At 66.4% G+C, this 22,662-nt stretch carries 15 protein-coding genes and 1 tRNA gene; 7 read left to right on the forward strand and 9 right to left on the reverse strand.

Annotated elements, in window-relative coordinates; all coding sequences use genetic code 11:
• Window positions 1-114: 114 nt before the first annotated feature.
• Window positions 115-1,335, forward strand: a complete 1,221-nt coding sequence (locus AC1GI4_RS04485) for an NADP-dependent isocitrate dehydrogenase (RefSeq protein ID WP_058717884.1) — start codon at window positions 115-117, stop codon at window positions 1,333-1,335.
• Window positions 1,336-1,604: 269 nt separating this feature from the next.
• On the opposite strand, the gene AC1GI4_RS04490 is transcribed toward AC1GI4_RS04485, so the two are convergent.
• Entirely contained in the window at window positions 1,605-2,057 is a 453-nt protein-coding gene (locus AC1GI4_RS04490) for a c-type cytochrome (protein WP_433910997.1), read from the reverse strand.
• A gap of 113 nt (window positions 2,058-2,170) precedes the next feature.
• Between AC1GI4_RS04490 and AC1GI4_RS04495 the strand changes: the two genes are divergently transcribed.
• Window positions 2,171-3,949 (forward strand): cation:proton antiporter domain-containing protein, encoded by a 1,779-nt coding sequence (locus tag AC1GI4_RS04495; RefSeq protein ID WP_433910998.1) that lies wholly within the window; start codon window positions 2,171-2,173, stop codon window positions 3,947-3,949.
• A gap of 136 nt (window positions 3,950-4,085) precedes the next feature.
• On the opposite strand, the gene AC1GI4_RS04500 is transcribed toward AC1GI4_RS04495, so the two are convergent.
• From AC1GI4_RS04500 to AC1GI4_RS04525, 6 genes are all read right to left on the reverse strand, one after another.
• Window positions 4,086-6,758: a valine--tRNA ligase gene (locus AC1GI4_RS04500; RefSeq protein ID WP_479628709.1), complete on the reverse strand. Its 2,673-nt coding sequence runs from the start codon at window positions 6,756-6,758 to the stop codon at window positions 4,086-4,088.
• Between the two features lie 95 nt (window positions 6,759-6,853).
• Window positions 6,854-8,476: a histidine kinase famiy protein gene (locus tag AC1GI4_RS04505; RefSeq protein WP_479628710.1), complete on the reverse strand. Its 1,623-nt coding sequence runs from the start codon at window positions 8,474-8,476 to the stop codon at window positions 6,854-6,856.
• 61 nt (window positions 8,477-8,537) lie between these two features.
• Complete coding sequence (locus tag AC1GI4_RS04510; RefSeq protein ID WP_479628711.1) at window positions 8,538-9,113, reverse strand: DUF2497 domain-containing protein; 576 nt, start codon at window positions 9,111-9,113, stop codon at window positions 8,538-8,540.
• Between the two features lie 42 nt (window positions 9,114-9,155).
• A complete protein-coding gene (locus AC1GI4_RS04515; protein ID WP_479628712.1) occupies window positions 9,156-10,688 on the reverse strand; it encodes a TolC family outer membrane protein in 1,533 nt (510 codons plus the stop codon).
• A gap of 6 nt (window positions 10,689-10,694) precedes the next feature.
• Window positions 10,695-11,363: a protein-L-isoaspartate O-methyltransferase family protein gene (locus AC1GI4_RS04520; protein WP_479628713.1), complete on the reverse strand. Its 669-nt coding sequence runs from the start codon at window positions 11,361-11,363 to the stop codon at window positions 10,695-10,697.
• A gap of 151 nt (window positions 11,364-11,514) precedes the next feature.
• A complete protein-coding gene (locus AC1GI4_RS04525) occupies window positions 11,515-11,946 on the reverse strand; it encodes a hypothetical protein (RefSeq protein WP_479628714.1) in 432 nt (143 codons plus the stop codon).
• Window positions 11,947-12,117: 171 nt separating this feature from the next.
• On the opposite strand from AC1GI4_RS04525, the gene AC1GI4_RS04530 reads away from it, so the two are divergent.
• The 5 genes from AC1GI4_RS04530 (at window position 12,118) to AC1GI4_RS04550 (ending at window position 18,754) form a co-directional block, all read left to right on the forward strand.
• A tRNA-Cys gene (locus tag AC1GI4_RS04530) sits at window positions 12,118-12,191 on the forward strand.
• 157 nt (window positions 12,192-12,348) lie between these two features.
• Window positions 12,349-14,235 carry a M61 family metallopeptidase gene (locus AC1GI4_RS04535; RefSeq protein ID WP_479628715.1) on the forward strand — a complete coding sequence of 629 codons (1,887 nt, stop codon included), beginning with the start codon at window positions 12,349-12,351 and terminating at the stop codon, window positions 14,233-14,235.
• A gap of 132 nt (window positions 14,236-14,367) precedes the next feature.
• Entirely contained in the window at window positions 14,368-14,928 is a 561-nt protein-coding gene (locus tag AC1GI4_RS04540) for a PAS domain-containing protein (RefSeq protein ID WP_479628716.1), read from the forward strand.
• The gene (locus AC1GI4_RS04545) at window positions 14,925-18,371 is read left to right on the forward strand and encodes a CheR family methyltransferase (protein ID WP_479628717.1); all 3,447 of its coding nucleotides are present in this window, start codon (window positions 14,925-14,927) and stop codon (window positions 18,369-18,371) included. Before AC1GI4_RS04540 ends, AC1GI4_RS04545 begins: the two co-directional genes overlap by 4 nt.
• Window positions 18,368-18,754 carry a response regulator gene (locus AC1GI4_RS04550; protein ID WP_479628718.1) on the forward strand — a complete coding sequence of 129 codons (387 nt, stop codon included), beginning with the start codon at window positions 18,368-18,370 and terminating at the stop codon, window positions 18,752-18,754. Before AC1GI4_RS04545 ends, AC1GI4_RS04550 begins: the two co-directional genes overlap by 4 nt.
• A gap of 220 nt (window positions 18,755-18,974) precedes the next feature.
• Here the strand turns inward: AC1GI4_RS04550 and AC1GI4_RS04555 are convergent, their stop codons facing one another.
• Together AC1GI4_RS04555 and AC1GI4_RS04560 are read right to left on the reverse strand one after the other, a co-directional pair.
• Window positions 18,975-20,255 carry a TolC family outer membrane protein gene (locus tag AC1GI4_RS04555; RefSeq protein ID WP_479628719.1) on the reverse strand — a complete coding sequence of 427 codons (1,281 nt, stop codon included), beginning with the start codon at window positions 20,253-20,255 and terminating at the stop codon, window positions 18,975-18,977.
• Window positions 20,248-22,650, reverse strand: coding sequence for an FtsX-like permease family protein (locus tag AC1GI4_RS04560; RefSeq protein WP_479628720.1), 2,403 nt, complete (start codon window positions 22,648-22,650; stop codon window positions 20,248-20,250). Before AC1GI4_RS04560 ends, AC1GI4_RS04555 begins: the two co-directional genes overlap by 8 nt.
• Between the last annotated feature and the right edge of the window lie 12 nt (window positions 22,651-22,662).

The following is a 22,662-nucleotide window of genomic DNA, read 5'->3' on the forward strand; positions in this document are numbered from 1 at the left end:
CGCACAATCTTTTCGGTTCGCCCCGGCCCTTTCCGTTGGCCCAAGGGGTGGTTGATCCGCCGCGCCCCCTCCCCTAGACGCGTGCCAAACCCGCCTAATCTGAAGGATGCGCACATGGCGAAGATCAAGGTAAACACACCCGTCGTGGAGATCGACGGCGACGAAATGACCCGGATCATCTGGGAGTGGATTCGCGAACGCCTGATCAAGCCGTATCTCGATATCGAGCTGGCCTATTTCGACCTGTCGGTCCAGAATCGCGATGCGACCGCCGACCAGGTGACGATCGACAGCGCCCATGCGACCCAGAAGTACGGCGTCGCGATCAAGTGCGCCACCATCACCCCCGACGAGCAGCGCGTCGAGGAGTTCGGCCTGAAGAAGATGTGGAAGTCGCCCAACGGCACGATCCGCAACATCCTGGGCGGCGTGGTGTTCCGCGAGCCGATCGTCATCAAGAACGTTCCCCGCCTCGTCCCCGGCTGGACCCACCCGATCGTCGTCGGCCGTCACGCCTTCGGCGACCAGTATAAGGCGACCGATTTCAAGGTCCCCGGCAAGGGCAAGCTGACCCTGAAGTGGGAAGGCGAAAATGGCGAGTCGATCGAGGAGGAGGTGTTCAACTTCCCCGCCGCCGGCGTCGCCATGGGCATGTACAATCTCGACGAATCGATCCGCGACTTCGCGCGCGCCTCGATGAACTATGGCCTGAACCGTGGCTGGCCGGTTTATCTGTCGACCAAGAACACCATCCTGAAGGCCTATGACGGCCGCTTCAAGGACATCTTCCAGGAAGTGTTCGACGCCGAGTTCGCCGAGCAGTTCAAGGCGGCGGGCATCGAGTATCAGCACCGCCTGATCGACGACATGGTCGCCTCGGCCCTCAAGTGGCACGGCGAATTCGTCTGGGCCTGCAAGAACTATGACGGCGACGTTCAGTCGGACACCGTTGCACAGGGCTTCGGCTCGCTGGGCCTGATGACCTCGGTCCTGATGACCCCGGATGGCAAGACGATCGAGGCGGAAGCGGCGCACGGCACCGTCACCCGCCACTATCGCCAGCACCAGCAGGGCAAGGCGACCTCGACCAACCCGATCGCGTCGATCTTCGCCTGGACCGGCGGCCTGAAGTATCGCGGCAAGTTCGACAACACGCCCGACGTCGTCCGCTTCGCCGAGACGCTGGAAAAGGTCTGCGTCCAGACCGTCGAGAACGGCCAGATGACCAAGGACCTCGCCATTTTGATCGGCCCGGACCAGCCCTGGATGACCACCGAGCAGTTCTTCGAGGCGATCCGCGTCAATCTTGAAACGGAAATGGCCAACTGGCAGTAATTTCTGCCGTCAGGTTATGAAAAAGGGGCTCGGAGGCATTGCTTCCGGGCCCTTTTTTGTGTCCCCGCCCCACCGCCGTTCGTCCTGAGCGCAGTCGAAGGCCACGGGAAGCCCTTTGCTACGCCGATCTTGGAGAGGTCTTCGCGTGGCCTTCGACTACGCTCAGGCTGATCGGAGGGTGGGGTTTGTGAGGTGGCCCCTGTCCCCACGGCCGTTCACGCTGAGCGAAGTCGAAGCGCACGCACCGCCCTCACCGCTCGAGCAAGACTTTATTCCCGCCCTTCCCGCTCCAGATAGGCGATCACATCCGCCCGTGCGAGCGGGTCGGGCAGGCCGGGGAAGGTCATCTTCGTCCCCGGCGCGAAGCGTTGCGGGGAGGTCAGCCAGCGGTTCATCGTCGCCCGGTCCCATCGCCCGCCGACGCCCATCAAAGCGGCGGTATAGCCGAACCGCGCGCTGCCGCCTGCGACGGGCTTGCCCATGATGCCGTGCAGGTTGGGCCCGGCCCGGTCCAGTTCGCCCTTGCCGATCGTGTGACATGCCAGGCATTGGCCGAAAGTGCGCGCGCCCGCATCGGCATCGGCCACCCGCATCAGCGCATCGAGCGAAGGGTTCGGCCCCGCCGCCTTCAGCCGCTCGGCGCGGTTGTCGTCGCCGCACGCCGCCAACGCCAGACAAGACAACAGGGCAAGCAAGGAGCGGCGATAGCGGGACGGCATCATGCCCCCGCCCTACCGCCCAGGGTGCGTCCCGCCCCATAGGACGAATCGCCCCATCGTCGTTTCGACCGATTAACGACCTGACAAGCGCGGCAAAGGCGGGTTAGTCTGTCGCCATGGCACTTCGGTTAGACAATCAGGGCTTTTCCGACGCCCTCGTGATCCTCGGTTCGGCGGGGATCGTCATTCCGGCCTTTGCCCGCTTCCGGGTCAGCCCGGTGATCGGGTTCATCCTGGTCGGCCTGCTGGTCGGCCCGGCCGGGCTGGGGTCGCTCGTCCCCCATGCGCCCTGGCTCTATTATCTGACCATTTCCAACCCGGAGTCGATCGAGCCATTCGCCGAGTTCGGCATCATCTTATTGCTGTTTTCCATTGGCTTGGAGCTGTCCTTTCGCAGGCTTTGGGCGATGCGGCGACTGGTGTTCGGGACTGGTGCGGCCGAGTTGATCGGCTCGGCCGCGCTGATCGGCATCGCGCTCCACATGCTGGGGCAAGGCTGGGCCGGAGCGATCGGGCTGGGCCTGGCGCTGACCCTGTCCTCCACCGCGCTGGTGTTGCCACTGGTCGGCACGACCAGTCCGGTCGGGCGCGGCGCATTCGCGATGCTGTTGTTCGAGGATCTGGCGCTGGTCCCGATCATCTTCGCGCTGGGCGCGATGGCGCCGACCGCCAGCGACGAAGGCTGGGTCGGTATTGCGGGTGTCGCACTTCGTGGCGGACTGACGGTGGTGGCCATGTATCTCGGCGGCAAGTTGGTCCTGCCGCGCCTTTTCGCCCAGGCCGCGCGCACCAAGAGCCCCGAGCTGTTCCTCGCCGCCTCGTTGCTCGTCGTCATCGTTGCCAGCGTGGCGACGACCGCCGCCGGGCTGTCGCCCATCGTTGGTGCGCTGCTCGCTGGCCTGCTGATCGCCGAGACCGAATATCATTCGGAAGTCGAGGTGATGACCGCCCCGTTCAAGGGCCTGGCGCTCGGCGTGTTCCTGATTACGGTCGGCATGAGCCTGGACCTGCGGTTGATCGCACGGAACTGGGACTCGCTGCTGCTGGCGGTGGTCGGGATCGTCGCGGTCAAGGCGATCGTCACCTATCTGTTGCTTCGGATCGCCCATGCCCGGCGCGGCGTCGCGGCGGAGACGGGGCTGCTGATGGGCAGCCCGTCCGAAACCACGCTGATCGTGCTGGGGACGGCGGCGCAGGCGCAGTTGATCCTGCCATCGACTGCCGCATTCTGGCAGACGGTGACGGCGATCGGCCTGACCATCACCCCGTTGCTCGCCAAGGCGGGCCGCGTGATCTCCCGCCGGATCGAAGCGCGCAGCGGCGACCTGCCGCCCGCGCCCGACACCGATGGCGATACCGGACGCACGGTCATCATCGGCTTCGGTCGCGTCGGCAAGATGATCGCCGACATGCTGACCGTCCATGGACAGCGCTATGTCGCGGTCGAGGCGGATATCGACTCGGTCGGCGAAGCGCGGCGTGCGGGCTATCCGGTCTTGTTCGGCGATGTGGCGCGGGCCGAGCTGGTGGATCGGCTGAACCTGCCCGCCGCGCGGGCGCTGATCCTGACCATGGATGATCCGGTGCTGACCGTCAGGCTGGCCCGGCGCATCCGCGAGACCGCGCCCGACCTGCCGATCATCGCGCGCGCCCGCGACATGGCGCATGCGACCGAACTCTATCGCGCAGGCGTCAGCGAGGCGGTGCCCGAGACGTTGGAAAGCTCGCTGCAGCTTTCGGAGGCGGTGCTGGTCGATCTGGGCGTCGCGATGGGGCCGGTGATCGCGTCGATCCACGAAAAGCGGGATGAGCTGCGGCAGGTTATCCGGCGAGAGGCGCAACTCCAGCGCGAGCCGCGTATCCGGCGGCTCCGGCGCTTGGGGGAACAGGGGTAAGGCAAATCCTCCTCAAGCTCTGCTTGGGGAGGGGGACCATCGCAAAGCGATGGTGGAGGGGCTTTGCCCCTCGCCCCTCCACCACGCCCTGCGGGCGCGGTCCCCCTCCCCATCTGACGATGGGGAGGATTTGGGGTCAGCCCAAACGGCCTAGCGCCGCGTGCAGGCGTGCGGCCTCCGCCATCTTGTCGGCGTGGTCGGCGCGGGCCTTTTCGACCGCTTCGGGCTTGGCGCGTTCGACGAAGCTGGCGTTGCTCAGCCGCCCGCCCAGCGCGTCGCGCTCCTTCTCCACCGCCGCGATCGCCTTGGTCAGGCGCTGGCGCTCGGCGTCGAGGTCAATCACGCCCTCCAGCGGCAGTACGAAGGTTGCCTCGTCCACCACCACTTGCGCCGCACCGCCGGTCGCGTCGTCATCAGCCGCCTCGACGCGGGCGAGACGCGCCAGCGCCGACGCCTGCCGCAAGAGACGCGCCTGCGTATCGGCATGGGCTTCGCGGACGTGCATCGGCAGACGCGCACCCGGCGGCACGTTCAGTTCGGTGCGCGCGGCGCGGATTTCGCTGACCAGACGGATCAGCCAGTCGATCTCCCGCTCCGCCTCGGGGTCGAGCGCGCGGGCGTCGGCCATCGGCCACTGCGCCACGATCAGGTCATGATCGCGCGCGCCCATGGCGTGCCACAGCTCCTCGGTGATGAAGGGCATGAACGGGTGGAGCAGGACCAAAATCTGGTCGAGCACCCAACCCGCGACCGCGCGCGTTTCCTCACCGCCCTCTTCGCCGCCCTGCAGGACCGGCTTGATGAGTTCGAGATACCAGTCGCAGAAGCGGCTCCAGACGAACTGGTAGATCGCGTTCGCCGCGCCGTCGAAACGATAATCGGCCAGCGCCATATCGACCGCCTGCACGGTCTTCACCGTCTCGGCGATGATCCACTTGTTGACCGCGAGGCTGGCGTTCGGAGCCTCCAGCGTGGTCGATGCGCCGATGCCGTTGGCCTGGGCGAAGCGCGCCGCGTTCCACAGCTTGGTCGCGAAGTTGCGATAACCCTCGACCCGGCGCTCATCCATCTTGATGTCGCGGCCCTGGCTCTCCATCGCCGCCATGAAGAAGCGCAGCGCGTCGGCGCCATATTGGTCGATCAGGCCCAGCGGATCGACCGTGTTACCCTTCGACTTCGACATTTTCGAGCCATCGGCGGCGCGGACAAGACCGTGGAGATACAGAGTCTTAAAGGGCACAGCTTCCATGAAGTGCATGCCCTGCATCATCATCCGTGCATCCCAGAAGAACAGGATGTCGAAGCCGGAGATGAGCACGTCATTGGGGTAACGCCCCGCCAGCGTCTTGTCGCTGTTGTCGGGCCAGCCCAGCGTCGCGAAGGGCCAGAGCGCGGAGGAAAACCAGGTGTCGAGCACGTCGGAGTCGCGGGTCAGGACGACGCCCTCACCCGCTTGCGCCTGCGCCTCGTCCTCGCTTTCGGCGACGAACACGCGGCCATCCTCGGCGAACCACGCCGGAATCTGGTGCCCCCACCAAAGCTGACGGCTGACGCACCAGGGTTGGATATTCTCCATCCAGTTGAAGAAGGTCTTTTCCCACGCCTGCGGCACGATCTTGATGTCGCCGCCGCGCACCGCCTGGATCGCGGGCTGGGCCAGCGTCTTGGCGTCGACATACCATTGGTCGGTCAGCCAGGGCTCGATCACCACGCCGGAGCGGTCGCCGAACGGCGTCTGGATCGTGCGCGGCTCGGCGTCATGCTCTTCGCCGTCCTTGTCGATATGCGGGATCAGGACGCCTTCGTCCTTCAGCCGCGCGACGACGGCCTTGCGCGCCTCCGCGGTCGACAGGCCCAGGAAGGCGTCGGGGATCAGTCCGTCCGCCGTCTGGACGATGCACGCCTTGGCATCGAGCATGTTGAGCATATCGCGTGCCTCAATGCCCGCACGGCGGCCGACCTCGAAGTCGTTGAAGTCATGGCCGGGCGTGATCTTGACTGCGCCCGATCCCAGTTCGGGATCGGCATGTTCGTCGGCGACGATCGGGATCAGACGGCCGGTGATGGGCAGGCGCACCTGCTTGCCGATCATCGCGGTGTAGCGCGCATCGTCCGGGTGGACCGCGACCGCCATATCGGCGAGCATCGTCTCGGGCCGCGTCGTCGCGACCTCGATAAAGCCCGATCCGTCGGCCAGCGGATAGCGCAGGCGCCAGAAGCTGCCCTTCACTTCGCGCGTCTCGACCTCCAGGTCGCTGATCGCGGTGCCCAGCCCGGCATCCCAGTTGACCAGCCGCTTGTCACGATAGAGCAGGCCTTGGGCGTACAGGTCGACAAAGACCTTCAGCACCGCCTTGCTGAAGCCCTCGTCCATGGTGAAGCGTTCGTTCGCCCAGTCCATCGAGCAGCCTAGGCGGCGAAGCTGGCCGGTGATCTGGCCGCCGCTCTCCGCCTTCCAGGTCCAGACCTTTTCCAGGAACTGGTCGCGGGTGAAGTCGGTGCGCTTTTCGCCACGCGCGTTCATCTGGCGCTCGACCACCATCTGGGTCGCGATGCCCGCATGGTCGGTGCCGACCACCCACAGCGCGTCCTTGCCCTTCAATCGGGCATGGCGGACCAGGATATCCTGCAACGTGTTGTCCAGCGCGTGGCCGATATGCAGGTTCCCGGTCACGTTGGGCGGCGGGTTGACGATCGTCCAGGGCTCGGCGTTCGGGCGGTCGGGGCGGAACAGGCCCTTTTCCTCCCAATGGCCATACCAGCGGGCTTCGATTGCGGCGGGGTCGAACGTCTTGGGCAGCTCAGTCATGCCGCTGCCTTAATCACCCGCGCCGCGTGACGCCAGATGCTATACGGTACGGGATGCCTGGCGACTCATTCCTCCCCTTGCAGAGGAGGAATTTGTCAGGTCCGGGCGCCCGGCCGGTCGAGCACCGCTCGGATCCGCTCGTTCAGCTCGGCGCGGCGATAGGGTTTGCGGATCAGCTCATAGGAGCGTGCACCTTCGTCGATCGCCTCGTCGGCAAAGCCGGTGGTCAACAGGACCGACAGATGTGGATAATCGCGCCGCACCACCTGCGCCAGCGCGACGCCGTTCATGCCGCCGGGCATCAATATGTCGGTGAACAGCAGCTGGAACTCGCTGTTCTTCGCCAGATGGTCCAGCGCCTCGCGCGCGCTGCGGGTCAGGACGACGTCATAGCCCAGATCCTCCAGCATCGACCGACCCAGATCGCCGACATCCTCCTGATCCTCGACCATCAGCACCCGCTCGACCCCGCCGCTCCGCGCGGGCTGGATCGGCGTCGTGCGGCGTTCGGTGACACCGGCGGCGCGTGGGAAATACAGCGCGATCGCCGCGCCCTCCGCATCGGGTTCGACCGTGGCCAGCCCGCCCGATTGGCGCATGAAGCCATAGACCATGGCGAGGCCCAGCCCGGCCCCCTTCCCCATCTCCTTGGTGGTGAAGAACGGATCGAATATCTTGTCGGCGATCTGCGGATCGATGCCCGGCCCGTCATCGGCGACGCGCACCATGACATATTCGCCGGGTTCCAGATTGGCGGGCCCCTCGGGGCTGTCACCGGACTGGATCACGTTGCGGGTCGAGATGGTGACCTCACCCTGCCCCGTGTGACGGCCGATCGCCTCGCGCGCGTTGCTGACGATGTTGAGCAGCGCCATCTCGGCCTGAACCGGGTCGATCCGGCAGTTCCAGAGATTCTCTTCCAGCCGCTGGCGGACGATCACGCTTTCGCCCGCCGTCCGGTTCAGGATCGGGCGGAAATCCTCGATCAGCTGGTTGAAGTTGAGCAGCCGGTCGCGCAGCTCCTGCTTGCGGGCAAAGGCGAGGAGCTGCTGCGTGAGGGTCGCGCCGCGCGCCGCCGCCGCGCCGATCGCCTCGACCGCGCGTCGGCCGCTGCGATCGCCATCGTCGATCCGCGCCTCCAGGATGTCGGCATAGCCGATGATGACCTGGAGCAGATTGTTGAAGTCGTGCGCGATGCCGCCGGTCAGCTTGCCGACCGCCTCCATCTTCTGCGCCTCGTGCAGCGCATCCTCGGCCTCGCGGCGGCGCGAGATGTCGAGCTGGCTGCTGAAGAAATAGACGAGTTCGCCCGCATCGTCATAGACCGGCGAGACGAACAGCGCGTTCCAGAAGGTCGAGCCGTTCTTGCGATAGTTGAGCAGCTCGACCGCGATCTCGTCGCGTCGCTCGATCGCCGCGCGAACCTGCGCCACCACGTCGCGGTCGGTTTCCGGGCCCTGAAGAAACCGGCAATTGGTGCCGAGAATTTCTTCCTCGGAATAGCCGGTCATGAAGCTGAACGCTTCGTTGCAGAAGACGATGGGATTGTCCGGCTGGCGCGGATCGGTGACGATCATCGGCATCCGCGTCGTCTTCACGGCGGCGAAGAAGATGTCCGACTGGCCCGAATGCGGCTGTTTCGCATCGGCGATCGGCGGGGACGACACGTGCGAGCGCGTCGATTTCGACAGATCGGGCGTCTCGGGTGTCGGGTTCATGACCATCGAACCCGGACGCGTGCCGCCGGTTCCCCCTGTATGGAAAAGCCGGCGGACAGGATCAGCGGCCTTCGCGCGTGATCCGGGCGATTTCGCGCGCGACCATCGCCTCGACCATCTCGGGCAGATGAGTGTCGAGCCACTCGCGCAGCATCGGGCGAAGCATGTCGCGGACCAGCCCTTCGAGGGTGCCGTCGCTGGTGGGTTCGGGCTTGACCATCATACGGCTGAGCGCCTCCAGGGAACCACGGCTGGCCTCGGCGACGCGAGGGGAAACGATCGCCTCTTCGGCATCGTCCGCATCCGCCTGAACAGGCGCAGCGGCGGGCGCGGGCGCGGCAACCTGCGCCACCGGCTCGGGCGCAGGCGTGGGAACGGGTGCCGGGGCCGGTTCCGGCGCGACGGCGCGCATCGCCGATTCGGCGGCGCGGGCGGCGGCGGCGGCCTCGACCTTCATGCGCAACGGCATCGGATCGCTGAGTTCCAGGACCTCGGGCGAATCATCCTCGACTGCGGGGGCGGGCACCGGGCGCGGCTGGCGACGCTGGCGCGCGGGCACTTCGCCCTCTTCGGCAATGATCCGTTTGATCGAGGAAAGGATCTCTTCCATCGACGGCTCGGCGCTGATCTCACCCATGACCGCAAACCCCATTCTTGCCCCCAAGGCCCCTGTCCGGCCTTATTGCCGGCTTGGTGCCTCCGCACCTGTGGTTAATGCGGGGCTTCTGTCAACAGGGGCGTTGACGTCGGGGTCGAGCGGACGGGTGATCGCCGCCGTCTGGGCCGGGGTTCCGGCGGTGGTGCTGGCGACCGGCGCGGGCTCGCCGTCGCCGTCCCAGTCGTTGATGCGGTTGCGGACGCGCTTGTAATTGGCGACCGGATCATACAGCGCGCCGCCGTCCAGCCCCAGGTCGCGCGCCTCGGCATTGCCCATCGCCGCGATCAGCGCGAAGCCCGCGACATAGGCGTCGCGTCGCGCCGTCACCAGCGTCACCTGGCTGTTCAGCAATTCCTGCTCGGCGTTCAAGATGTCGAGCACGGTGCGGGTGCCGACGCTGTTCTCGGCCCGCACGCCTTCCAGCGACAGCGAATTGGCGCGCACCGCCGATTCGGCCGAGGCGATCACCTCCTGCGACGACTGCCAGACGGCATAGGCGGAGCGGACCTGCGCCACGACCTGCCGCTCGGTGCCGGTGGCGTTCTCCAGCGCCTGCCCGCGCAGGGCCTCGGCCTGGCGGACCTGCGCCGCCGGACGACCGCCCTGGAACAGCGGCATGGACAGCTGCACCCCGACCGTCGCATTGATACCGGAGGTCGGCACGTTGCCCGCCCCCGGCGGCGCGTTCAGCGAACCAAGATAGTTGAAATAGTTACCGCTCGACACCGCCGCCACGCGCGGCAGCCGGTTGGCACGGGCGACGTTGATGTCATAACGGGTCGCATCGGCCGAGCGCCGTGCGGCGATCAGCTGCGGATTCTGGTCGAGTGCGACCGCCACTGCCTGGTTGGGCGACGCGGGCAAAGCGGGAAGCGCGGGCGGCTGTTCCAGACCGACCGGCGCGACGCCGACGACGTTGATGTAATTCTCGCGACTGGAGATCAGATTCGCCTGCGCCGACTGCAATTGCGCGCGGGCCTGCGCCAGCCGCGCCTCGGACTGGGCGACATCGGTGCGGGTCAGGTCGCCGACCTGGAACCGATCGCGCGAGGCGCGCAGGTTCGTATCGAGCACATTGACGTTGCGGGTGTTGAGGTTGACGATCGCCTCGTCGCGGATGACGTTCATGTACGCCGCAACGACATTGGTGAAGAGGTTCGCCTCCACCCCGCGCAACTGCGCCCGGCCCGCATCGACCCGCGTTTCGGCCGCGCGCACCGCATTCTTGACCGCCCCGCCCTGATAGAGCGGCACCGACAATTGCACCTGGCCCGAGCCGACGCGTTCCGGGTTCAGGAAGTTGTTGTTGGCGACGACGATATTGTCGATGATCTGCGCGTTGGATTGCAGCGACGGCAGGCCGTTCGACTTCGCGATCGGCACATTCTCATCGGTCGCACGCTGGGCGGCGCGCTGTCCAGTGATCGTCGGATTGCTCTGATACGCCCGCACCATCGCCTCGCGCAACGTCTCCGCCGAAGCCGATCCGGCCAGCGACAGGGCCGACCCGATCAGAACGCCGGAGGTCAGGGAGGAAGTCAGGTGCAGGCGCATGGTCCCTCAGAATTGGAAGGCGCGAGGACGGGCAAAGCCCGGCAGGATGGTGCATTCGGCGTCGGCAAAGGCGCGGACGCCATGGCCGCCCTCGGTTCGGCGACCGCTGGCCAGGCGGGTGACGCCGTTCTCGACCAGGCCGGTGACGATCCGGCCGCCGATCTTGACCTGCTCGACCAGCGCGGTCGGCAGTTCCTCGACGGCGCCGTCGATGACCAGCACGTCATAGGGGGCCGCAGCGGGGTGCCCGGCGTTTAGCGCGCCCTGCACGACCTCGACCTTGGTTTCACCGGCCAGCGCGGTGCGCGCGGCGGCGACCATCTCGGCATTTTCCTCGACCGCGATGACCTGGGTGACGATCCCGGCCAGCAGTGCTGCGGTATAGCCGGTCGCCGCGCCGATCAGCAGCACACGGTCGCCCGCCTCCAGATACGCCTCGGTCAGCAGGCGGCCGGTCGCCATCGGCAGGTTCACCGCCCGGCCCTGGCCCAGATCCAGCGTACCGTCGCGATAAGCCACGGGGCGCAGCGCCTCTGGCACGAACGCCTCACGCGGGACACGCGCCATCGCGGCGACGACCCGCTGGTCGCTGACCGCCGTGGTGCGCAGCTGGCTCGCCACCATCGCATGGCGCATCGCGTCGAAATTCGAGGAATCGTTGCTGGTCGTCATCATCGCCCTACCCTGTCGCACAGCCGTTTTAGTTGTGCAATACACTAAATTGGTTCCCGCCGCTTCTATCGCGTGGGGCGATTTCCGCCAAGCGTGGTTGCATTAGCTACGCTCTTCACTGCGATGCAACTTCATCCCAGGACGTAGAGCGTCGTCAAAACACTCCCCCGCGCGGTATGACCGGATCTTGTCGACGCCGGATCGCTCCTGGCTGGCCAAGCTTTACCGAGAATTTTACGCGACTAATTGCTTCCTCACGAGCTTCCCGAACCCCCTCACCCGTCGTTTGAGCATTTGCTCTAAGAGCAACAACTGCCAATACGCCACCTGCGCCACCGCCGATTTGGTGCCCCTCCCTATCGCGCTCAGCAGATGCAACCGTGACGGCAACGTCGAATTCTACGTCGCTAGCGCGGGCGTGATCCGGTGCAGATTGACTTACCAGGTCGGGATTAACGGCGGCCCCTATTCCCAAGCCATCGATATGCTGCTTCGCTTCACTAATTCCTTCCACAATTTGAATAAGCGTTTGCGACACAAAGTTTTTCAAATCCATCTTCGGATGCTCCCGGATATTCAGCTGCACCAAATACCGAAGGTCTAGCCTACGCCGCACCGTGGCAGCGGCCTAGCGGGCAAGAATTTTGCACTGGAGTAGGTACGCGCCACTTCAAGGACACACTTTTTCCCGCTGCCCCACACTCCCCTGTTGACGCCGCGCGAAAAACCGCACACATGCCCGCCTCCCACGCATCGAGGCGCGATGGCGGAGTGGTGACGCAGAGGACTGCAAATCCTTGCACCCGGGTTCGATTCCCGGTCGCGCCTCCAGATTTTCCTGACATTTCGGACAACTGGACCAGCCCTGCGGGGCGGGCAGCGCACTGATTCGACCTTCTCCCGGCGGATCGGCCTTTCCCGAAAAGCGGTGGACCCTGGCCCGCCTCCATGCCTAAGTCGCGACCGTACAAGCGCGAAGGGGAATGGAATGCGGTTTCTGGCGATGACGGCGGCGTTGGCACTGGCCTCCACGGCGATGCAGCCGGTTGCGGCGCAGACCGCTTCCGCGCCGCAAGCTACGCAGGCGCCGGTCGAATATGACATCGCCTTTCCCCGCGCCCAGCATCACGAGGCGCAGGTCAGCGTCACCTATCGCGGGCTCGACCGCACGCCCGTCCGCTTCCAGATGGCCCGCTCCTCGCCCGGCCGCTATGCGCTGCACGAGTTCGCCAAGAACGTCTATTCGGTGTCCGCCGTCGATGGCACGGGCAAGCCGCTGACCGTCGAGCGAACCGATCCCTATGGCTGGACGGTGGCGGGCCATGACGGCACGGTGACGGTGCGCTACACGCTGTTCGGCGACCGGGGCGACGGCACCTATGCGCAGATCGACCCGACCCACGCCCGGTTGAACATACCCGCGACCTTCCTGTGGGCCGTGGGGCAGGACGCGCGGCCGATCCGTGTCCGCTTCCACCCGCAAGCGGGCTGGAAGATCGCGACGCAGCTGGCCCCGACCAGCGATCCGACCGTCTTCACCGCGCGCGACCTGCAATATTTCATGGACAGCCCCGTCGAGCTGTCCGCCTGGGACGAGCGTCACTGGCCGGTGACGAACGGGGCCAAGACCTACACCATCCGCCTGACCGTCCATCATGACGGCAGCGCCGCCGATCTCGACCGCTTTGCCGCGATGGCGCAGAAGGTCGTGGCGCAACAGATCGCGATCTTCGGCGAAACACCCGCCTATGACTATGGCACCTACACCTTCCTCGCCGACTATATGCCGCAGATCAGCGGCGACGGCATGGAGCACCGCAATTCCACGGTTATCAGCCAGGCCCGGTCGCTGGCAGCGGGCAAATTCTCGCAGATCCAGACGCTGAGCCACGAATTCTTCCACAGCTGGAATGTCGAGCGCATCCGCCCGGCCGAGCTGGAGCCGTTCGATTTCACCCGCGCCAATGCCACGCCGTCGCTCTGGCTCGCCGAGGGCTTCACGCAATATTACGGCCCGCTGGCGGTGGTGCGCGCGGGCGAAATGCCGGTGGCCGATTATGTCGGCCAGCTGTCGGGCACGTTGAACGCACTCATCAACTCGCCCGCACGCCGCTATGGCGGGCCGCAGGAGATGAGCCTGCGCGCGCCCTTCGTCGATGCGGCGCAGTCGATCGATCCGACCAATCCGAACATCTTCTTTTCCTATTATCCGTATGGCGCGGTCATCGCGCTGGCGCTGGACATGGAGCTGCGCCAGCATTTCCCGCAGCTGTCGCTCGACGATTATATGCGCCAGCTCTGGCGCAACTTCGGCAAGACCGAGCGCAGCTATCGCCCCGACGATCTGCGCATCGCCCTGGGCCAGGTGACGGGCGACCAGGCCTTTGCCGACCGCGTCTTCGCGCGCAGCATCACCGCCAGCGGCCTGCCCGACTTCGCGCCGCTGCTGGCGCAGGCGGGGCTGACCCTGCGCAGGAAGAACCCGAATGCCGCCTGGGCGGGCGGCATGCCGGGCCCGGTCGAGGGCGTCATGCAGATGACGGCCGCGACGATACCGGGCACGCCGCTCTACGATGCCGGGCTCGACAAGGGCGACCGGATCGTCAGCGTCGATGGCCGTCCGCTCGCCGACCAGAAGGATTGGACCGCGATCCTGTCGCGCCATGCCCCCGGCGACCATATTCCGATCGTCTATCGCCAGCGCGGCGGCGAGCGCAACGCCGTCCTGACGCTGGTCGCCGACCCGACGATCGAGGTCGTCACGAACGAAAGCATCGGCCAGCCGCTGACGCCCGGACAGACCCGTTTCCGTCAGGCCTGGCTGGGCCCGCGCCCCGTCGCCGCGGCCCCCTCGCCCATTTCGACTTCGCAATGATTTTCGGCCCCGTCGGGAACGCGGCGTGATCTCGACGGGTTTACACAGGTGAAGTTTTTGGGGGACACCGGGTATCCCGGCACTTGCGGAGGGACAGGCGCCATGCGAATGCGCGCCATGGAGCCAGATTTCGTGCACGATATTGAAATTCCCAGCCATCTGGCCGCCTATCTGGACCAGTCCCCCGTCGCCTTGGCGCTCGCCGACGCGCGAGGCGACAGTCCCTTGATCTTCATCAATCACCGCTTTCGCGAATTGACCGGCTATACCAGCGAGGATGTGATCGGACGGAATTGCCGGATGCTCCAGCGTGACGCCGAAAACGAAGAGGCCCGCGAGCGTATCCACGAATTCCTGGCCAATGATCGCCAGTCGAACGTCCGCACCATGCTCATCAATTTCCGCAAGGACGGCTCGCCCTTCGTCAACCTGCTCTACATGTCGAAGTTGCGTCACCTGGGTGGCGAGATGCCCTATATCTTCGCCTCGCAATTTGACGTCAGTCGGTCGCAGCCCGAACGGCTGGCCGCCTATGACGCGGAACTGGGCCGCACGCTGGGCAAGCTGACCCCGATCCTGGCGGAAAGCGGCATCGTGCTGGAGGGCTCGCTGACTGCGATCGCCAACACCGCCGCGACCATCGCCCAGGCCAAGCTGACCTTGTCGGACCTAGACCGGGCCGCCTTTCCATGAGCGCGGACGCCGAGGCTCCGCAACCCGCTCCGCGTCAGGATAACGGCATCGCCCCGGTGCCCGTGGTCGGCATCGGCGCCTCGGCGGGTGGGCTGGAGGCGCTTCGCGAAATGCTGACCCCGGCGCGTGCGCCGACCGGCATGGCGTTCGTCGTCGTCCAGCATCTCGACCCCAATCACGAATCCATGCTCGCCCAGTTGCTCGACCGGCACACCAATCTGGAAGTGCGCCAATGCGAGGGGTTGGAGCGGATCGAGGCGGATCGCGTCTATATCATCCCGCCCGGTCGGGGCCTGGCGATCCGGGACGGCGTGCTGGAGTTGACCGACTTCGTCCAGCCGCGCGGGCTGCGCCGCCCGATCGACGATTTCTTCCTGTCGCTGGCCAGCGACCAGCAGGCCAACGCCGCCTGCGTCATCCTGTCGGGTACGGGCGCGGACGGCACGACGGGCCTGCGCGCGATCAAGGAAAATGGCGGGGTCTGCGTCGTGCAGAATCCCGAAACGGCGCGTTATGACGGGATGCCCCTGTCGGCGGTGGGCACCGGGCTGGTCGATTTCATCAAGCATCCCGGCGAAATTCTCGACTGCCTTCATGGCTTTTTCGCGCGCCGCTCGGGCGACCCGAAGGAGCAGGAGGCCGAGGTCGTCGCCGATCATGTCGACGATCTGTGCCGGGTGCTGCGCAACGCGGTCGGCCACGACTTTTCGGGCTATAAGCGCACCACCCTGGTCCGTCGGGTCGAGCGACGGATGCACGTTCTGGGCATCGGCACCGGCTCGGCCTATCTGGCGCGGGTCAAGAGCGATGCGGACGAGTGCGAGGCGCTGTTCCGCGACCTGCTCATCAACGTCACCCGCTTCTTCCGTGATACCGAACTGTTCGAGACGCTGCGGACCAAGGCGATCGAACCGCTGTCCCGGACACGCGACCCGGACGAGGATATCCGCGTCTGGATACCGGGCTGCTCCAGCGGCGAGGAAGCGTACAGCATCGCCATGCTGTTCGCCGAAGCCGCGCGCGAAAGCGGACAGCCGCTGGCGGTGCAGATCTTCGCGACCGACATCGACGAACAGATGCTCCAGATCGCGCGCGAGGGCAGTTATCCCGCCTCCGCCATGGCCGACATCCCGGCCCATCTGCGCGAACGCTATACCATGCCGCACGCCGAGCGATTCAGCATCGCCGCGCCCATCCGCGACATGATCCGCTTTTCCAACCACAGCCTGGTCAAGGACCCGCCCTTTTCGCGGATCGACCTGGTGTCGTGCCGCAACCTGTTGATCTATTTCGACGATCGGTTGCAGCAATCAGTGCTGCCGCTGCTCCATTATGCGCTGCGCCCCGGCGGCTATCTGTTCCTGGGACCGTCCGAAAGCGTCGGGCGGTTCGATCACCTCTTCCCCGCGATCGACGGCCATGCCCGGTTGTTCGAGCGTTCGCCCGGCTCACCCTCCTACCCCATCGACCTGCCCGGCGGCATGAGCCGCAGCCCGCGTCGGCGCGGCGAACGCGGTGAGCGCGACGGGGCCGCCCCCAGCGGTGACGAGAGCATGGCAATGCGCCGCATCGTCGACCGCTATTCCCCGCCCAGCATGGTGGTGAATCAGGATGGCGGCATACTGGCGGCATTCGGCAAGCTCAGCCGCTATTTCAACTTCCCCGTGACCCGTGCCGGCGGATCGAGCGCGATGACGCTGGCCCGCCCTGGGCTGCGCGAGGTGATCGGCCCGATGCTCCGCCAGGCCCGCGACGCGCGCAAGCGGATCGCGGCACGCGACGTGGCGGTGACGACCGAGTTTGGCGTGCAGAAGGTCGAAGTGGTCTGCGATCCGCTGACCGATGGATCGCTGCTCTTCCTGTTCCGCGATTCCGCGCCGTTCAGCCCGGTCGAGGCGAGCGACCTCGCCGATCTGGAACCGGGTGACGACCATATCGAGGCGCTGGAGGACGAACTGCGCCTGACGCGCCACCGGCTGCGCTCGACCGTCGAGGAGCTGGAGACGGCGAACGAGGAGCTGAAGAGCTCCAACGAAGAAATGATGTCGATGAACGAGGAGCTTCAATCGACGAACGAGGAATTGTCGACCGTCAATGACGAGCTGAAGACCAAGGTCGACCAGCTGACCGTCGCCAATGCCGATTTGCGCAATTTCTTCGAATCGACCGACCTCGCCGTGGTGGTGCTCGACCGCAATCTGCGCATCCGCAGCTATACCGAAGCAGCGCGTTCGATCTTCCCGCTCCAGCCCAGCGACCGGGGACGGTTGCTGGCCGATGTCTCGACCCGGCTGGCGACGACCGACTATCTCGACGGTGCCGCTGAAGTCGCGGGTGGCGGCTCGGCGATGCAGCAGCGGGTGACGACGCGCGATGGCGGGCGCACCCTGTCGCTGCGTATCCTGCCTTACCGGACGCAGGGCGACGGGATCGATGGCGCGACACTGGTCCTGACCGACATCACCGACGCGCTGAGCATGGAGCGCGAGCTGGCCGCCGAACGCGAGCGGCTGGATCTGGCGATCAAGGCGGGCGGCATCGGCATATGGGAATATCGCGGCGGCACCGGCGAGATCTTCCTCGACGAGACGGGCCGTCACCTGTTCGGCTTCGCGGCCCGGGACACCGCCGATCAGGTGCATCAGGTCTTCGATCGGATCATCCCGGAGGACCGGCCCGGCGTCGAACTGGCACTGGCCGAGGCGATGGCCGGGCGTGGCGATTTCGAGATGACCTTCCGCCTCGACCTGAACGGCCAGGAGCGCTGGATCAAGGGTTTCGGCCGGGTGGTCACCGCATCGGCGCCACACCGGATGGTCGGCGTATCGATCGACGTGACCGCCGAATATGCGATCGCGGAGACGCGCGAGCTGATGCTGCGCGAGATGAACCACCGGGTGAAGAACCTGTTCGCGATCATCTCCGGCATCGTCTCGGCGGCTTCGCGGTCGCATGACGACGTGACCGAGATGGCGGACGACGTGCGCGAACGCATCGCGACGCTGGGTCGTGCCCATTCGCTCGCCTCGCCGGCAGGCGAGCAGCAGGCGATCGACCTGGCCGCGCTGGTAGAGGCGACGATCGCGCCCTATCGCGGCCAGTCGACCATCACCATCGACGGCCCCCCGTTGCTGGTCGACCGCCGGTGCCTGTCGCCGCTGGCGCTGATCCTGCACGAATGGGCGACCAACTCGGTCAAATATGGGGCGCTGGCCCAGCCGTCGGGCGAACTGGCAGTGTCCTGGGCCCTGGCCGAGGGTAAACTCCGGCTCGACTGGACCGAAAAAGGGCGGCCAGGTGCCCGACGAGACCGACGCCAAGGGCTTCGGCACGCTGCTGGTCCAGACATCTTCACGCCAATTGGGCGCAGCGCTGGACCGGAAAAGCGTCGACGGGCGTTTCCTGCTCAGCCTTACCTTGCCGGAGACGGTGCTCGCGCATGACTAAAACCATCTTGCTGGTCGAGGACGAGTTCTTCGTCGCCCTGGATCTTCAGTCCATCATCGAGGATGGCGGCTATCAGGTCGATGGCCCCTATGTCAGCGTTGAGGAGGTGCTGGCGCATCTGGACGGCGACAAGCCCGAACTGGCCTGCGCGATCCTGGACGTTCGCCTGCGCGACGGCGAAGTCTTCCCGGCCGCCGAACGACTGCACGAGGCGGGCGTACCGCTGATCTTCCATTCGGGCCATGCCGACGAACACGCGCTTCAGTCGCGTTATCCGGGTGCGGCGGGATGCGGCAAGCCATGCTCGCCCTCCCTGCTACGGCGGACGCTGTCGATGGCGGTGTCGGGACCGGCCGAGGGGGACCGGGCGGCGGGGTAAATGGGGTCAGGGCAGGTCTCTGCGACGCACCCTGCCCTCCCCCAACCCAGTTTCGGGTAAACGATGCCCCGCATCGTTTAGGTCATGCCGAGGGCATGACCGACCCGAAACTCCCTTGCGGGAGGGGAGTGATTAAGGGGCTACCTCCGCAAATGACCTCTCCCCTCCCGCAGGCGGGAGGGGTTGGGGGAGGGAAAGAGGTCTTACCGAGACCAACCCCTCAATCAAACGCCCCCCGCCCCATCCGCCCCGTCGCGCGCAGCAGCGCCGCCTCTGCGATCAGCACATCCACCTGCGCCCGCGCCACCGCCAGCTGCGCCGAGCGATAGCTCTGGTCGGCCACCAATATGTCGATCGTCGAGCGCAGGCCGAAGCCATATTCCGCCCGCACGCCCTTCAGTGCCAGATCGGCTGCCTTCAACCCCTCCGCGCTGGCCGTCAACCGCCCTTGCGCGGCGGTCAGCGAGGCCCAGGCGGTATCCGCGGCCCGCACCACGCCCCGTGCCACCGCATCCGCGTCGAACCGCTCCGCCCGCCGCGTCGCCTCCGCCTGCCGCACGCGCGAGGCGACGAGGCCGCCGGTCAGCAAGGGGATACGCAGCGCCAGCCCCGCATTGGCCGCGCTGTCGAAGCCGTTCGCCTGGCCCCCCGCCCATTGCACGCCGCGCCCATAGCCTCCGGCCAGATCGATCGCCGGTGCCCGGTCTGCCCGTGCCTGGTCGATCCGTGCGGTGGCCGCATCCACCCGGCGTTGCTGGGCGAGCAGCAGCGGATTGCTGGACTCCGCCGCCGCCCGAGCATCGGCCAACGTGCGCGGCAAGGCGGCGGGCGTTCCGATCGTCGCGTCCAGCACGCCCGCATCGCGCCCCACCATCGCGCGGTACGCCGCCGCTGCGGTGGCCGCCGCCCCCTCCGCATCGACCAAGCTGGAGACGACGCTGGCCCGCTGCGCCTCCAGCTGCGCAACGTCGGTGCGGGTCGCCTGTCCCAGGCCGTAGCGGGATCTGGCCTCCGCCACCTGGCTGTCGAGCCGCTCGATCCCGACCCGCGCGACGTCGACCGCCCGCTGGGTATAGAGCAGGTCGGCATAGGCGCCGACCACCCGCTCCAGCACATCCGCCTCGGCATCGCGCAACGCCTGATCCCCGGCCGCGACATCGCCCTTTGCCGCCCGTACCGCCGAGGATACCCGCGCGCCGGTCCAGATCGGCAGGGTCGCGTTGATACCGCCGAGGACCGAGGCCGCACCCGTCCGCACGCCGCTTCCATCATAGCCCAGCCGGTCATACCCAGCATTGCCCGTCGTCCCCGCCGTCAGCCGCCCGGCGGCGCGCGCCTGGTTGGGCGTCTCGGCCAGCGCATCCTGCCGGGCGCGCGCGGCGGCGAGTTCGGGATTGCCCTCCCACGCCGCCGCGATCGCCTCCCGCAGCGTTTCGGCCGAAGCGGGGGCAGCGACCACCAGCGCCGCTCCGAACAGCAACCATGCCCGCGGCTTAGTCATGACGCAGCGCCCAGGCGGGAGCAGCCCGGCTGGCGCGCAGCGACTGGCCCAGCACGGTCAGCACCGCGATGACGAGCGCCAGCATCGTCGCCCCGACGAAATAGAGCGGCGACAGGCTCACCCGGTCATCGAACCCCGCCAGCCAGGCCCGCATCGCGACATAGGCCAGCGGCCAGGCGACCAGATTGGCGATCAGCACGGGGCGCAGGAACTGCCCGACCAGCAAGCGCACGATATCGGTGGCCGAGGCGCCCAGCGTCTTGCGGATGCCGATCTCCTTCACGCGCCGCTGCGTATTGAACGAGGCCAGACCCCAGAGGCCGACGCAACCGATCAGGACGGCCAGCGCGGCGCCGATACCGAACAGGCGGGTCGCGCGATCGTCGGCCTTGTAATACTCCTCCATGTTCTGGTTCGCGGTCTTCGCCTCGAAAGGCACTTGCGGTGCGACCTGTCGCCAGATGCCGCGCAGCGCCGCGATCGTCTCACGCGGGTCACCCTCGACGCGCAGGGTCGTGCGCGGGATCGTCGAGAAGCGCGACTGGTAATAGTACATGGTCGGATTGATGAACTCGCGAGGCGAGAAGAAGCGGGCATTCTCCACCACGCCGATGATGGTGCGGGGATTGTCCCGCCCGACCGACTTGCCGATCGCGGCCTCCGGACTGTCGAAACCGAGGGCCTTTACCCCCTCGCGATTGATGACGACGTTCATGACGTTCGGTGGTGGATTGGTGGCGTTGCGGCTATCATCGGCTCGGTGGGCATCATCGGGCAGGCGACCCGCGATCAGCTTGAGGCCGAAAGTCGGGAAGAAGTTTTCCGACACGATGATCGCTTGCAAGCTGGGGCCAGGTTCGGGCTTGCCGGGCACGGCATAGCTGTCGCTGTTGAGGCTGCTCGCCCCCGGCGAGGAGTCTGACGTCGTGATCGACCGCACCCCCGGCAGGGACGCCGCACGCGCAAGAAATGCGGTCATTTGCGGTTCTGTAACGGCACTGTCGCTGGTGGAGCTGACGATGACCAAGCCATCACGGCGGAACCCGACATCGGTGTTACGAACGTGGCGGGTCTGCGCGATCAACACGACCGTCCCGATCATGAAGGCGATGGCAAGCGCGAACTGAAAGACGACCAGCAACTCGCGCACTCCCGCCCCGGCCCGCCCGCCGCCCGGCGAGCGTGACGAAGCCAGTACCGCGGCCGCCGGAAAGCGCGACAGCAACACCGCCGGATACAGCCCTGCGAGCCCGCCGACCAGCAGCGCCAGCAGGATCAGGGCTGGTATGACGACCGCGTAATCGAGCGAGAGCTTCAATCCCCCAGCTGCATTAATCATCGGCAGCCCAAGCTCGGCGAGGATCAGGCCGCCCAGCGCCGCCAGCAGCGCCACGAGCAGCGCCTCGCCCAGGAACTGCCGGACCAGCGCGCTGCGGCTCGCCCCCAGTACCTTGCGCATCGCGACCTCGCGGGCGCGCAGCCCGGCCCGGGCGGTCGCCAGGTTCACATAATTGACGATCGCGATCAGCAGGGTCAGTACGCCCACGATACCCAGCGTCGCCACCGTCATCTTGCGACCCGGCGTGCTTTGCAGGTGGATGTCAGTGATTGGGTTGATCCTCAGGCTGAGGTTCTTGATCGAAGGCCCTTGATCCTTGCGTCCTCGGCGATCGACGAAGCTACGCATCTGCGCCTGCCGGTCCTTCACCGCCTGCGGGGTATCAAGGCGCAGGATCGTCCAGACGCGCGAGCTGCCCCAATGGAACCACATCTTGTCCGGGTGCGGATTGGGTGTCCTGGCCAGGATGGAATATGTCAATTCGGTATCGGGCGGCAGGTCGCGAAAGATGCCAGCAACACGATAATTGGCGGTCTTGCCGAGTGCCGTCAGGGTCATCGTCTGCCCGATCGGATTGGTGCCGGGAAAATAGCGTTTTGCGATGGTTTCGCTGATGAGCACATTGTTCGGGGCCTGCAATGCCCGGGCCGCGTCTCCGGCGACGATCGGCAGGCGAACGATGTCGAGAAAGTTGGTGTCGGCATACGCGAACTTCTCGCTGGTCGCGGTCCCGCCGCGCACGACATTGGCATCCATCGCCTGGATATGCGTTCCCACCGTATCGAGGAAATCCTCCCGAAGCTGATCGATCAGCCCGCCCATCGTGCCGGTGGAATAGCCATTGGCCGGACTGCCGGGCATGTTCCAATATTCTTCGACCAGGTACAGCTTGTCATACCCGGGCAGCCATTTCTCATAGCCCGTCTCGAACCGGACATAGAGGCCGAGCACCAGGAAGACGGCGATGCCGACCGCCAGGCCGCCGATGTTGAGGGCGGCATAGAGCTTGTGGCGCACAAGCGAGCGATAGAGCGACAGAAGCGCGAAGCGGTTCATGATGGCGTTCCC

The organism is Sphingomonas sp. 77B (genome assembly GCF_056497825.1).

What these genes read in the sequence shown, in the direction of transcription:
- AC1GI4_RS04485 (WP_058717884.1), top strand. Translation starts at nt 115, where the DNA reads ATGGCGAAGATCAAGGTAAACACACCCGTCGTGGAGATCGACGGCGAC.
- AC1GI4_RS04490 (WP_433910997.1), bottom strand. Translation starts at nt 2,057, where the DNA reads ATGATGCCGTCCCGCTATCGCCGCTCCTTGCTTGCCCTGTTGTCTTGT.
- AC1GI4_RS04495 (WP_433910998.1), top strand. Translation starts at nt 2,171, where the DNA reads ATGGCACTTCGGTTAGACAATCAGGGCTTTTCCGACGCCCTCGTGATC.
- AC1GI4_RS04500 (WP_479628709.1), bottom strand. Translation starts at nt 6,758, where the DNA reads ATGACTGAGCTGCCCAAGACGTTCGACCCCGCCGCAATCGAAGCCCGC.
- AC1GI4_RS04505 (WP_479628710.1), bottom strand. Translation starts at nt 8,476, where the DNA reads ATGAACCCGACACCCGAGACGCCCGATCTGTCGAAATCGACGCGCTCG.
- AC1GI4_RS04510 (WP_479628711.1), bottom strand. Translation starts at nt 9,113, where the DNA reads ATGGGTGAGATCAGCGCCGAGCCGTCGATGGAAGAGATCCTTTCCTCG.
- AC1GI4_RS04515 (WP_479628712.1), bottom strand. Translation starts at nt 10,688, where the DNA reads ATGCGCCTGCACCTGACTTCCTCCCTGACCTCCGGCGTTCTGATCGGG.
- AC1GI4_RS04520 (WP_479628713.1), bottom strand. Translation starts at nt 11,363, where the DNA reads ATGATGACGACCAGCAACGATTCCTCGAATTTCGACGCGATGCGCCAT.
- AC1GI4_RS04535 (WP_479628715.1), top strand. Translation starts at nt 12,349, where the DNA reads ATGCGGTTTCTGGCGATGACGGCGGCGTTGGCACTGGCCTCCACGGCG.
- AC1GI4_RS04545 (WP_479628717.1), top strand. Translation starts at nt 14,925, where the DNA reads ATGAGCGCGGACGCCGAGGCTCCGCAACCCGCTCCGCGTCAGGATAAC.
- AC1GI4_RS04550 (WP_479628718.1), top strand. Translation starts at nt 18,368, where the DNA reads ATGACTAAAACCATCTTGCTGGTCGAGGACGAGTTCTTCGTCGCCCTG.
- AC1GI4_RS04555 (WP_479628719.1), bottom strand. Translation starts at nt 20,255, where the DNA reads ATGACTAAGCCGCGGGCATGGTTGCTGTTCGGAGCGGCGCTGGTGGTC.
- AC1GI4_RS04560 (WP_479628720.1), bottom strand. Translation starts at nt 22,650, where the DNA reads ATGAACCGCTTCGCGCTTCTGTCGCTCTATCGCTCGCTTGTGCGCCAC.